Below are 11,782 nucleotides of genomic sequence, written 5' to 3' on the forward strand. Positions count from 1 at the left end.
CTAGAAATAAAGCTCTTAATAGCTCAAATTTTTCTGTCAGCATCATTTCCCAATCCTGCCCAAACCCGATAGCACCCAACAAATTCCATTGTAGTCATTACTTAATGGGGGATTGGGCATTGGGCATTGGGCATTGGGTACTTGTACCGCCAGTTTCTTCAAACTAGATTAATCTCAGAGCAACCCCTTTAACACCTTTGCCAAATACTCATACTGCTCTAAAGTATTGTAAATCTGCGCCGAAATCCTTACCAACAGCCGAGGTTTTTCCAGCCACGGCATCACCTGCACTTGAATACCAAACTTATCAAACAACTCATCATGTATAGACATAAAATTGCGGTTTTCTAAAGTCGTAGGCAATGGCACAACCGCCATTGAACCAATCATCTCCTCTGGACAAGACGGCTGCACTTCCAGCGCTTCACAAAGTAGCTGTCTTCCCTGCAACACTAGCTGATGATTTTGCTGTCTCAATTCTGTCCACCCACCAGGTAGCAACGAACCCATAAAAGCGATCGCTTCTGGTACAGACATATAAGCCGTATAATCGTCTGTACCTGTCCAGTCAAATTCCAACTGAAAGCGGGTTTTATCAGTCCGTGGCGAATTTGTTCCGTGGCTAATTGTCAGAGGACGAATTTCTAACTGTTTATCTCGTCGCACATACAAAAATGCTGCCCCTTTGGGCGCACACAGCCATTTATGACAATTCCCGGTGTAATAAGTTGCGCCAATCTCTCGCAAATCGAGGAGAATCATTCCAGGCGCATGGGCACCATCTACCAATGTATCTACACCCCGTTGTTGCAACTCCTTCACCAAGTCTTGAATCGGGAAAATTAGCCCTGTCTGACTGGTAACATGATCTAAAAGTGCTAATCGTGTTTTTGGTGAAACTCGCTCAATTACTGCTGCCACTACTTGCTGTGGGGAGTCAATGGGGAAAGGAATTTTTGCTACTACCACCTGCGCACTAGTGCGACTGGCAACAAAATCAAGTGCATTGCGGCAAGCATTATATTCGTGGTTGGTTGTGAGTATCTCGTCCTCTGGTGAAAACGTCAGCGACCTCAACACCGAATTAACGCCAGTCGTCGCATTGGGGACAAATACTAAATCTTGCACATCAGCACCTACAAACACCGCCAGCTTATTTCTGGCATCGTCTAGCAGGGGTTCCCATTCCCTACCAAAAAAGCGTAAAGGTTCTTTTTCTAGCTGCAATCGCAGTCTTTGTTGAAACTCCAGCACTTGTTTAGGACAAGCACCAAAAGACCCATGATTCAGAAACATTACAGCCGAGTCAAGCGACCATAAATTTCTGACGGATAATCTAGAATCCAAAATTTAAAATCCAAAATTGCTAAACTCCCCAGGCCGGATTCGAACCAGCGACCAATCGATTAACAGTCGATCGCTCTACCACTGAGCTACTGAGGATCACTCACGATTTATAATCTTAGGGCTAAAAATAGGATTTGGCAAGTACTTTCGCCAAGATTTTTTTAAATACTTAATTTATATATAGAATTTTTGCAACGAAAACTCATTCAGGAACTTAAGCAGAGACTTTTGAATATTAATATCTACTGTAATCCCATTCGTAATTCAGCCAGACGCTGCCGCGCCTTAGCATCAATGGCATTAGCTAAAAACCTACTCTTAGATTGTTTGCGCGTATGATACTTCTGTCGCATCCGACAGACGGTAGCTTCTACTTCCCCACAGAGTTGTTGTGCCGATAACCATTCAGCCCCATACCCTTGTATCATCAACTGCTGTGCCCGATCTGATGTAGCAACAATTACACGAGAAATCAAAGATTGGGCTATTTGCTGGCGCATAGACGCACAGGATTTTTCAATATAAGTATCAGCTGTCTGTCCAAAATCAGTGTAATAAACTGATAAAAGCTCAGTAATTGTTTCTTTATTGCTAGAGGAGTTCTGATATTGGGCATCAAAAACTATTTGAGTTGCATAACCTTGAAACGCACTATAACCAGTCATCGCTTCCACAAGTTCACCCCGTGCTGCCTCTAGTCCAACACTATCACGCGTTTTTTTAAGGCAAGGCCAAGCGCCAATCATATTGTAGCCGTCTACTAACAAAACGGCTTGGAGTAAGGAACGGGGCATGGTTTTTGATCACAATTTTCTAGAGTTAACAAAATTCATTCATAAGTTTTATAATAATTGATGCATAGTCTGTAACACTATGCTACACAGAATAAAAAATAAGGCGCGTTGCAGTTCTTTTTCAATAGTGGTGAAAATGAAGAGTGCTGAGTTAAAAGACCACCTAATAAAGGGTGGAGCATATACAGGTATGAAAGCCTGAGTACTTTTTACTTTACTCAGCACTCAGCACGGGCTAAACCATAGTTATCCGCTAACAGCACTCAGCACTAAATTAAGAGGCTTCGCTGTGTACCTCCATTAGACGTTGTTTGAGGCGTTGAGGTTCACCCCTATCTACCAGAGAGCCTTTTTTAAGCAAGAAAGCACCGTCACAGTAATTTAACTCGTCTAATCGATGTGTCACCCAAAGCGCTGTAATACCTCGACTTTTGACAAGGCGGCGCACACCAGCAACTAAATCCAACTGGCTATCTGGATCTAGTAAGGCAGTGGGTTCATCTAATAATAAGACTTCACAGCGACGGGCGATCGCACCAGCGATCGCTACTCGCTGTTTCTGTCCCCCAGAGAGTGCATAAATAGGGCGTCGTAGGAGAGTAAGCAAATTCACCGCTCCTAGCGCCTCCTCAACCCTTGCTCTAGTGGCAGCAGGTGGTAACTTTTCTTCCACCAATCCAAAAGCCACATCAGCACCAACCGTTGGCATCACCAGTTGATGATCCGGATTTTGGAAGACAAAGCCAACTGGGTGCAAAACCCGAATTTCCCCAGACTCAGGAGCTAATAGTCCCGCCAGCAGTCTAAGTAACGTTGATTTCCCACTGCCATTTGTACCTAAGAGCATCCAAAACTCGCCCTTGGGTACTTCTAAAGAGCAAGATTTGATAACTTTCTCTCCATTAGGCCAACTGAAATTTAAATCCTTGACCTCAATGCTCACTTGAGCCATTTGTCAACCTTGGTTACTCAGCAGCTACAGCGAAAAAGCCAGGTGGTCTACCACCACCAGGGGTTGTACCATCTTTCTGAACAATCTGTACCCCAGAAATTTCACTAGCGCGGACAGCAATTTTTTTCTCTGTCTTGCCCTCGCACTTGAGTTCCACAATGTCAGGGTTACCAGAGCGTATTGCTGCCAAAATTAGTTGATAGACAGCCTCAGCATCCTCTGCTGACTTACGTTGTACAGAAATAGGGAAAGCAGTGTTTCTGATGCTTAAATCGATGGTAAACATTTAGCAATAATCTTTCTTTAACTGTAGGACTCATTTTAGCGTCAGCTGACTGATTCTAGGGAAATGGGGATTGGGGATTGGGCATGGGCATGGGGCATTGGGCATGGGCATGGGGCATTGGGCATTGGGCATTGGGCATTGGTTATTTCTCTTCATCTCCCTTATCTCCCTTATCTCCCCACTCCCCACCTCATCTGCATAAAAAATTAATTTTTATTACAAAACCCCTAGAAAAATTAGCAATTTACACCTAATATGATTAAAGGTGTGTAAAAAATTGTAAACTTGGTTAAGAACCCGGTTAACTTTCTGCTTATGGAAGGCTTTTATATAGCCATCTATAATACAGATACAACCTGTACTTATAAACATTTGGAGATTTGCTCTAATGACCATCGCAGTTGGACGCGCCCCCAGTAGAGGGTGGTTTGACGTATTAGACGACTGGCTCAAGCGCGATCGCTTCGTATTCGTAGGTTGGTCAGGGATACTATTGTTCCCCTGCGCCTTCCTAGCACTAGGCGGTTGGCTGACCGGCACCACCTTCGTCACCTCTTGGTACACTCACGGGTTAGCCTCCTCCTACCTAGAAGGCTGTAACTTCCTAACAGTGGCAGTATCCACCCCCGCCGACAGCATGGGACACTCACTTCTGCTGTTGTGGGGGCCAGAAGCCCAAGGCAACCTCACCCGTTGGTTCCAATTGGGTGGTTTGTGGCCATTCGTGGCCCTGCACGGAGCCTTCGGTTTGATTGGCTTCATGTTGCGCCAATTTGAAATTGCCCGTCTAGTAGGTATCCGTCCTTATAACGCCCTCGCCTTCTCCGCTCCCATTGCGGTATTCGTCAGCGTATTCCTGATGTACCCCTTGGGACAATCGTCGTGGTTCTTTGCACCCAGCTTTGGCGTAGCTGCTATTTTCCGGTTCCTACTATTCCTGCAAGGGTTCCACAACTGGACACTCAACCCCTTCCACATGATGGGTGTTGCTGGTGTATTGGGTGGTGCTTTGTTGTGCGCCATTCACGGAGCCACAGTGGAAAATACCTTGTTTGAAGACGGTGAAGGAGCTAACACCTTCCGCGCCTTCAATCCAACCCAATCTGAAGAAACCTACTCAATGGTGACGGCAAACCGTTTCTGGTCACAGATTTTCGGTATTGCCTTCTCAAACAAGCGCTGGTTGCACTTCTTCATGTTGTTCGTGCCAGTCACAGGCTTGTGGATGAGCGCCGTCGGCATCGTCGGTTTGGCACTCAACCTGCGGGCTTATGATTTCGTCTCCCAAGAATTACGGGCGGCGGAAGACCCGGAGTTTGAAACCTTCTATACCAAAAACATTTTGCTGAATGAGGGTATCCGCGCTTGGATGGCTCCTCAAGATCAACCCCACGAACAATTTGTATTCCCTGAGGAAGTTCTACCTCGCGGTAACGCTCTCTAATAGACCAAATATATTAGGCGGCACTGGACGCGACCAAGAATCTACTGGCTTTGCCTGGTGGTCTGGTAACGCACGTTTAATCAATCTATCTGGCAAACTACTGGGTGCTCACGTTGCCCATGCTGGTTTGATTGTATTCTGGGCTGGAGCGATGACTTTGTTTGAAGTCGCTCACTTCGTTCCTGAAAAGCCCATGTACGAGCAGGGCTTGATCCTGTTACCTCACCTTGCTACCCAAGGTTGGGGTGTTGGTGCTGGTGGTGAAGTTATCGACACCTTCCCCTACTTTGTTGTCGGTGTACTCCACCTAATTTCCTCAGCCGTCCTTGGCTTTGGCGGTATCTATCATGCCGTCCGTGGGCCAGAAACCTTAGAAGAATACTCTTCCTTCTTTGGTTACGACTGGAAAGACAAGAACAAGATGACCAACATCATCGGGTTCCACCTGATTATTTTAGGATGCGGTGCGCTGCTGTTAGTGGCAAAGGCAATGTTCTTTGGTGGGTTATATGACACCTGGGCACCCGGTGGTGGTGATGTTCGGATTATTACCAATCCGACACTGAACCCAGCAGTTATCTTCGGTTATGTAATCAAGTCTCCCTTCGGTGGCGAAGGCTGGATTGTCAGCGTCGATAACTTAGAAGATGTGGTTGGTGGTCACATCTGGGTTGCCTTTATCTGTATTGCTGGCGGTATTTTCCACATTCTTACCAAGCCTTTTGCTTGGTCACGTCGTGCATCCATCTGGTCTGGTGAAGCTTACCTCTCCTACAGCTTGGGCGCTCTGTCGTTGATGGGCTTCATTGCCTCGATTTTTGTTTGGTTTAACAACACCGTTTACCCCAGCGAATTCTTTGGTCCTACCGGTCCAGAAGCTTCTCAAGCCCAGGCTTTGACCTTCTTGATTCGTGACCAACGCTTGGGTGCTAACGTCGGTTCTGCCCAAGGCCCCACAGGATTGGGTAAATACCTAATGCGCTCTCCAACTGGTGAAATCATCTTCGGTGGTGAAACCATGCGCTTCTGGGATTTCCGTGGCCCTTGGTTGGAGCCTCTACGTGGTCCCAATGGTCTTGACCTGGAAAAAATCAAGAATGATATTCAGCCTTGGCAAGCTCGTCGCGCTGCTGAATACATGACCCATGCTCCTCTGGGTTCTCTGAACTCCGTGGGTGGTGTGGCTACCGAAATTAACTCCTTCAACTACGTATCTCCTCGCGCTTGGTTGGCGACTTCTCACTTCGTACTAGGATTCTTCTTCCTAGTTGGTCACTTGTGGCACGCTGGTCGCGCACGGGCTGCGGCTGGTGGTTTTGAGAAAGGAATTAACCGTGATACTGAGCCAGTGATGTTCATGGACGACCTAGATTAGGTTGTAAAGTTTATTTCATCATTGACAATTAAATAGTTTAGAGGCTCTTGCGTAAAAGCAAGGGCTTTTTTTATAGGAAAATTAGTCATCTATTGATTAAACTCAGCGACTTACCAAAGGAATTAATACTATGAGCGACTCTAATTTTATTGATGCTTTGCGATGGACATCTGAAGCTAAAGAAAAATTACAAAATATTCCCTTTTTTGTCCGCTCTCAAGCTAAAGCCAGAATTGAACAGCTGGTTCGTGAAGCAGGTCAAGAGGTTGTGACAGCTAATTTGGTAGAACAGGCTAGGCTTGAGTTTGGACAATAAAACATTCTGGAGGTCGTAACAATGACAGTCGCCAAAAATCGAGCAGACCGAGTAATGCTTTATAACATTAGCTGGGAACAGTTTGAAAATCTTCTAAAAGACTTGGGACATCGGGCAGCAAAGTTAGCTTACGATCGCACTACATTTGGAAATTATAAGACCTTTACCTGAACATAAAGATTACATTACAAAGAGATAATAGATTAATAAGTGAGTTGAAGAAAAGTAGTCATCGCCGTCAAAAGGCAGAGCCAAGCGACAATTCAAATGAGCGAACTGACCATACTAATCTAAATTTAGAGGATTTTAATTATGCCTAGACTTACGGTTCCACCCAATTTCACAGGCACTGCTGGTTCCGACACTTTAATTGGGGAAGATTTAAATAAATTTCCAGCAATTGGGATTGATATTTTAACTAGAGGTTTCATTGATACAGGCTTAGGAAAGGACACCATTAAAGGCAACGGCACTGGCGGTAAAGGGGCTGATGGTGTTATCGATAAGAACGGCAATGGCAGTGAAGGCGGTGCTGGAATCGGCATCAGCAATAATGGCAATCTGAATGCTGGGTCGGGCGACGACGCTATTATAAGTAAGGGCATTGGGGGTAGTGGAGGCGACGGTGCAGGAAGTTATCCCACCACCAATTCTGGCTCTAATGGCGGCAGTGGCGGTGTAGGGACAGGCATCAGCAACATTAGCATCCTTAATACTGGGTTGGGCAATGACACTATCATCGGCAATGGCACTGGCGGCAACGGCGGAAACGAGGGCGGTCGATACGCCGGTGGCGACGGTGGATTTGGGACTGGCATCAGCAACAGTGGCAAACTGAATACTGGGTTGGGCAATGACATTATCACTGGCACTGGTCAGGGCGGCACTGGTGCTGATGGCTTTGGCGGCGGCAGGGGTGGATATGCGACTGGCATCAGCAACACTGGGCAACTGGATACCGGAGACGGAAATGACGCGATTGCCGGCATCGGTATGGGCGGCATTCCCGGCTTCGGGTTTGTTAGCCGTTTTGGCAGTGTAGGGACTGGCATCAGCAATAATGGCAGTCTCAATACAGGCTCAGGAAATGACACAATCACTGGCACTGGTACAGGCGGTGGCAGCTTTCTTGACTTTTTTTTCAATAGCAATACTGCCAATACTGCAACTGGCATCAGCAACAGTGGGCAACTGGATACCGGAGACGGAGAAGACAGGATCATAGGCACTGGCACTAGTATTGCCACCTTCGGCGGCAATTATGGAAGAACTGGCGGCATCCAGAACATGAAAGGTGCCACCATCACCACAGGGCAGGGCAACGACACAATTACTGGTTCTGGCAACAGTTTAGTCTCCAACCTCATCGTTATAGGCATCTCCAACGATGGAGTCATTGATACTGGCAATGGTTGTGACATCCTTACGGGACTTGCTAGCACAACAATTAGTGATACTGACTATACCAGCGGCATCCAGAACATGAAAGGTGCCACCATCACCACAGGGCAGGGCAATGACACTATCATCGGCAATGGCACTGGCGGTCGTAGAAGCAACAATCCGCCCGACGGCGGCGGTGGTGGTACTGGAACAGGCATCAGTAACAGTGGCAAACTGAATGCAGGGGACGGAAATGACACGATCGCTGGCACTGGTCAGGGCGGCACTGGTGGTGAAAATCGTGGCGGCGACGACGGCGGATTTGGGATAGGTATCAGCAACACTGGGCAACTGGATACTGAAGACGGAAATGGCAGTCTGAATGCAGGGGATGGCAATGACACTATAAGTGGCACTGGTCAGGGCGGTAATGGTAGTAATAGCGTTTACGTTGATAAGGGTAATGGTGGTAATGGAACAGGTATTAGTAACAGTGGCAATCTGAATGCAGGGCATGGGAATGACACTATCATCGGCACTGGTCAGGGCGGTAAAGGCCGTGATGGTGCTATCAATAAGAACATCAATGGCAGCAAAGGCGGTGCTGGAATCGGCATCAGCAATAATGGCAATCTGAATGCTGGGTCGGGCGACGACGCTATCATCGGCAAGGGTATTGGGGGTCGTGGAGGCAACGGCTCGGATGATTCTGATTTTGATTTTGGATCTGGCACTGCTGGCGGCGGTGGCGGTGCAGGGACAGGCATCAGTAACATTGGCATCCTTAATACCGGGTTGGGCAACGATACAATTACTGGTTCTGGCAACGGTTTAGGAGGCAACAACCTCATCGTCATAGGCATCTCCAACGACGGAGTAATTGATACTGGGAATGGTCGTGACATTCTTACCGGACAGGCTACAGCAACAATTGGTGGTGCTGCCTATGGCATTTATGGAAAAGGAACTATCAAGACTGGCGATGGCAATGACAAAATTACAACCACCAGTACTATCAATGAAGTTCAACAAAAAGTTACTATTGGTGGCGGTATCAACATTGATCTAGGCACTGGAAATGACTACTTCAAAGGGTTTGGTACTGGGACTGTGGATGGTGGAAAAGGTTTTGATACCTTAGACCTGAGTGCTTTCAATCGCTCTGAACTCACTTTTTCTGGTGTAATTTCGAGCAATGCCTTAAACCCAGCTAACATCAGCTTCAATAACAATAAAAATGTTATTACACTCTCTACTACGGGCTTTGAGAATTTTATCTTTGCAGATGACTCTTTGTCCTACAGCACTTTAGTCTGAAATTAAAATTACAAGAATCTCACGAAAAATAATTACGAATTACGAATTAATATCAACTTCCTCCCACATTCATTGCTGCTAAAAAAGCCTTCTGGCTCACATCTCTGTAAACTGTATTTAAATACTTCATTACTACATCACTGGAAGTTGAATTTACTGCATTTTCCTCTTCCTTTGCAAGGGGGATTGCTCCTAATACATCTAATACCATCTCATTAGTGGACGGCGCAATTACTACCAATGATGACTCTAGTGGCTCATCATATTGCCAGAAAGAGTCAATTTTTACTGAGTATTTGTTATTAGGAATTGACTGTTGAATATCGGGCGTTTGTGTGGTAATATGTTGAATCTTGGCACTACGCAATTGACGTAAATCGCTGATAATTTGCTCTTTGGTGCGTCCGCGCAATTGAAATAGTACAAAGGGGTCTTCACTGAAGCGATCGCCTAACTGATAGTACAGGGCACCAATGTGTTTACAGGGATTTGCTTTATCAGGACAAGAGCATTTACTCTGGACATCAGCAAGGGTAAATGGAAATATCGAAAGACCATTAGCTGTGAACACTTCTTCTATATTCTGTGGCATTTCTCCTGCTAGTAATTTGGCAGCAAAAATTGCCTTGTGAGACATGCTTTCAATTACATAACCCCACTGTTCATCACTAAAAGGTTCAAGGGAAAGGGAAACTTTATAAGGTTCTACTTCACTACCTTGCACTCTAGCCAATACTTTCGCACCTTTAAATTCGATGCTGAGAACATTTCCTTGACGAGCATAGTTTCTTGCACGTTCTAAACGCTTTTTAAAACGATAGGAATCTAGCAAATCTAGCCATTGTTGTGACCACCATTCTCGGCTTGCTTGTAATGTGTAATTAGTCATAAATTAATTCAAAAGAATTCAGCACTCAGGAGTCAGAAGTCAGAATTTAAAAGGAATACAGTATAATTGGTAGATTTATGTATCAATTATTTGCCTGATTATTTAACCAGGGCTATTTCATTCTCATCTAGCCCGCCTCAGAATAAATTCTGAGGCTAATAACAAAAGTCGTCTTAAGACGACTAAGAAAGGTTTTTAGTCCACTAAAGTGGACTTGGGCTATAAGAGAGGAACTTCAGTTCTGGGCGGTTTATGTCTAGAACGAAATAGCCCTAGTATTTACTTAGTTTTTCATTAATGAGAAAATATTCATGAGATACAAACTTTTGGGCAAAAGTGGGTTAAGAGTCTCTGAACTCTCCTTAGGAACCATGACCTTTGGTGAAGATTGGGGTTGGGGTGCATCTGTTGACGAAAGTCGTAAAATCTTTGATAGCTATGTAGAAGCAGGGGGAAATTTCATTGACACCGCCAACGGTTATACCGATGGTAGCAGTGAAAAAATTGTCGGTGAGTTGATTGCTAAAGAACGGGAACGCTTTGTAGTTGCGACAAAATATTCCTTTCCCTTGCAGATGAATGAGAAAAAGGGCGATCCTAACGCTAGTGGAAACCATCGCAAGAATTTAATTCAGTCTTTAGAAGGTAGCCTGAAACGACTCAATACCGATTACATTGATTTATTCTGGTTACACGCTTGGGATTTCACAACACCTATTGAAGAAGTATTGCGATCGCTTGATGATGTAGTCCGTCAAGGTAAAGTACTTTACATCGGTATTTCTGACACACCCGCTTGGATTGTTTCCCAAGCAAATACTATCGCCCAATACCAAGGATGGACGCAGTTTATCGCCCTGCAAATTGAGTATAGTTTAATTCAACGAACACCAGAACGTGACTTGCTACCGATGGCTAAAGCTTTCGATTTAGCAGTAACACCGTGGTCGCCTTTAGGTGGTGGTGTGCTTACAGGTAAGTATAATCAGCCTCCTCAAGAGAGTAGTGAACAAGGAAGATTAGTAAATCCAGCGTTTGGAAATATTTCAGAACGGAATTTAGCGATCGCTAAAGTTGTCAGTGAAGTTGCAACTCAAATTGGACACACACCTTCACAGGTAGCATTAGCTTGGTTACACGCTCAAAATGGTGTAATTATTCCGATAATTGGGGCACGTAAATTAACGCAGTTTCAAGATAACTTAGCTTCTTTAGATATCACCCTCTCGCCAGAACATTTGCAACGTTTAAATGAAGTGAGTCAAATTGAACTGGGTTTTCCCCATGACTTTTTGCACAATGATGTAATTCGCGATCGCCTTTTCGGTGGTACATTCAATACCATAGAAAACCATCGTATTTAACTAATAGTCATAAACAGTAACATATTCAGGCATTAATACAATCCATCGTTAGAGAGTTTCGCCAAGCCTTGCAATTGTGTAGAGTTAGATATAAAAGGCATTAACAACGTAGAATCATGAGCGACAACAGCATTACATCACGTTTGTACCCTACCCGCATTGACATTCCCGCCGAAGCGCGAGTGCAAATCGTGGTAATTCTCAACCAAACTTTGGCAGCTACTTCTGATCTGAAAACCCAAGCAAAGCAAGCGCACTGGAATGTTAAAGGAACTGACTTTTACCAGTTGCACCTATTAGTTAAATACGATGGTT

12 protein-coding genes, 1 tRNA gene and 1 pseudogene are annotated in these 11,782 nt (G+C 45.2%); 7 read left to right on the forward strand and 7 right to left on the reverse strand.

What is annotated here, in order from left to right; genetic code table 11:
- Window positions 1-174: 174 nt before the first annotated feature.
- From LC574_RS07425 to LC574_RS07450, 6 genes are all read right to left on the reverse strand, one after another.
- Window positions 175-1,296 carry an aminotransferase class V-fold PLP-dependent enzyme gene (locus LC574_RS07425; RefSeq protein WP_229452457.1) on the reverse strand — a complete coding sequence of 374 codons (1,122 nt, stop codon included), beginning with the start codon at window positions 1,294-1,296 and terminating at the stop codon, window positions 175-177.
- A 75-nt stretch (window positions 1,297-1,371) separates the two neighbouring features.
- Window positions 1,372-1,443, reverse strand: a tRNA-Asn gene (locus tag LC574_RS07430).
- A 146-nt stretch (window positions 1,444-1,589) separates the two neighbouring features.
- A complete protein-coding gene (locus LC574_RS07435; RefSeq protein ID WP_229452443.1) occupies window positions 1,590-2,141 on the reverse strand; it encodes an NYN domain-containing protein in 552 nt (183 codons plus the stop codon).
- 274 nt (window positions 2,142-2,415) lie between these two features.
- Entirely contained in the window at window positions 2,416-3,093 is a 678-nt protein-coding gene (locus tag LC574_RS07440; protein ID WP_229452445.1) for an energy-coupling factor ABC transporter ATP-binding protein, read from the reverse strand.
- Window positions 3,094-3,106: 13 nt separating this feature from the next.
- Complete coding sequence (locus LC574_RS07445; RefSeq protein WP_012410874.1) at window positions 3,107-3,379, reverse strand: hypothetical protein; 273 nt, start codon at window positions 3,377-3,379, stop codon at window positions 3,107-3,109.
- A gap of 30 nt (window positions 3,380-3,409) precedes the next feature.
- Entirely contained in the window at window positions 3,410-3,568 is a 159-nt protein-coding gene (locus tag LC574_RS07450) for a hypothetical protein (protein ID WP_229452447.1), read from the reverse strand.
- Between the two features lie 199 nt (window positions 3,569-3,767).
- On the opposite strand from LC574_RS07450, the gene psbD reads away from it, so the two are divergent.
- From psbD to LC574_RS07475, 5 genes are all read left to right on the forward strand, one after another.
- Window positions 3,768-4,823 carry a photosystem II D2 protein (photosystem q(a) protein) gene (psbD, locus tag LC574_RS07455; RefSeq protein WP_229452448.1) on the forward strand — a complete coding sequence of 352 codons (1,056 nt, stop codon included), beginning with the start codon at window positions 3,768-3,770 and terminating at the stop codon, window positions 4,821-4,823.
- Window positions 4,789-6,198, forward strand: a complete 1,410-nt coding sequence (psbC, locus tag LC574_RS07460) for a photosystem II reaction center protein CP43 (RefSeq protein WP_229452459.1) — start codon at window positions 4,789-4,791, stop codon at window positions 6,196-6,198. The genes psbD and psbC overlap by 35 nt, the downstream gene beginning before the upstream one ends.
- Before the next feature lie 130 nt (window positions 6,199-6,328).
- On the forward strand, window positions 6,329-6,514 hold the full coding sequence (locus LC574_RS07465; RefSeq protein ID WP_229452449.1) for a PCP reductase family protein: 186 nt from the start codon (window positions 6,329-6,331) through the stop codon (window positions 6,512-6,514).
- A gap of 21 nt (window positions 6,515-6,535) precedes the next feature.
- A complete protein-coding gene (locus LC574_RS07470; protein WP_229452450.1) occupies window positions 6,536-6,685 on the forward strand; it encodes a hypothetical protein in 150 nt (49 codons plus the stop codon).
- 141 nt (window positions 6,686-6,826) lie between these two features.
- Window positions 6,827-9,214: a hypothetical protein gene (locus LC574_RS07475; protein ID WP_229452451.1), complete on the forward strand. Its 2,388-nt coding sequence runs from the start codon at window positions 6,827-6,829 to the stop codon at window positions 9,212-9,214.
- A gap of 52 nt (window positions 9,215-9,266) precedes the next feature.
- Here the strand turns inward: LC574_RS07475 and LC574_RS07480 are convergent, their stop codons facing one another.
- Window positions 9,267-10,103: an SWIM zinc finger family protein gene (locus LC574_RS07480; protein WP_229452453.1), complete on the reverse strand. Its 837-nt coding sequence runs from the start codon at window positions 10,101-10,103 to the stop codon at window positions 9,267-9,269.
- A 311-nt stretch (window positions 10,104-10,414) separates the two neighbouring features.
- Between LC574_RS07480 and LC574_RS07485 the strand changes: the two genes are divergently transcribed.
- Both LC574_RS07485 and LC574_RS07490 read left to right on the forward strand, forming a co-directional pair.
- Window positions 10,415-11,467: an aldo/keto reductase gene (locus LC574_RS07485; protein WP_229452455.1), complete on the forward strand. Its 1,053-nt coding sequence runs from the start codon at window positions 10,415-10,417 to the stop codon at window positions 11,465-11,467.
- Window positions 11,468-11,583: 116 nt separating this feature from the next.
- Window positions 11,584-11,782: pseudogene (locus LC574_RS07490) on the forward strand (DNA starvation/stationary phase protection protein Dps); the annotation flags it as partial.

Source organism: Nostoc sp. CHAB 5715, from assembly GCF_020829685.1.
Classification (GTDB): domain Bacteria; phylum Cyanobacteriota; class Cyanobacteriia; order Cyanobacteriales; family Nostocaceae; genus Nostoc.

What these genes read in the sequence shown, in the direction of transcription:
- LC574_RS07425 (WP_229452457.1), bottom strand. Translation starts at nt 1,296, where the DNA reads ATGTTTCTGAATCATGGGTCTTTTGGTGCTTGTCCTAAACAAGTGCTG.
- LC574_RS07435 (WP_229452443.1), bottom strand. Translation starts at nt 2,141, where the DNA reads ATGCCCCGTTCCTTACTCCAAGCCGTTTTGTTAGTAGACGGCTACAAT.
- LC574_RS07440 (WP_229452445.1), bottom strand. Translation starts at nt 3,093, where the DNA reads ATGGCTCAAGTGAGCATTGAGGTCAAGGATTTAAATTTCAGTTGGCCT.
- LC574_RS07445 (WP_012410874.1), bottom strand. Translation starts at nt 3,379, where the DNA reads ATGTTTACCATCGATTTAAGCATCAGAAACACTGCTTTCCCTATTTCT.
- psbD (WP_229452448.1), top strand. Translation starts at nt 3,768, where the DNA reads ATGACCATCGCAGTTGGACGCGCCCCCAGTAGAGGGTGGTTTGACGTA.
- LC574_RS07465 (WP_229452449.1), top strand. Translation starts at nt 6,329, where the DNA reads ATGAGCGACTCTAATTTTATTGATGCTTTGCGATGGACATCTGAAGCT.
- LC574_RS07470 (WP_229452450.1), top strand. Translation starts at nt 6,536, where the DNA reads ATGACAGTCGCCAAAAATCGAGCAGACCGAGTAATGCTTTATAACATT.
- LC574_RS07475 (WP_229452451.1), top strand. Translation starts at nt 6,827, where the DNA reads ATGCCTAGACTTACGGTTCCACCCAATTTCACAGGCACTGCTGGTTCC.
- LC574_RS07480 (WP_229452453.1), bottom strand. Translation starts at nt 10,103, where the DNA reads ATGACTAATTACACATTACAAGCAAGCCGAGAATGGTGGTCACAACAA.
- LC574_RS07485 (WP_229452455.1), top strand. Translation starts at nt 10,415, where the DNA reads ATGAGATACAAACTTTTGGGCAAAAGTGGGTTAAGAGTCTCTGAACTC.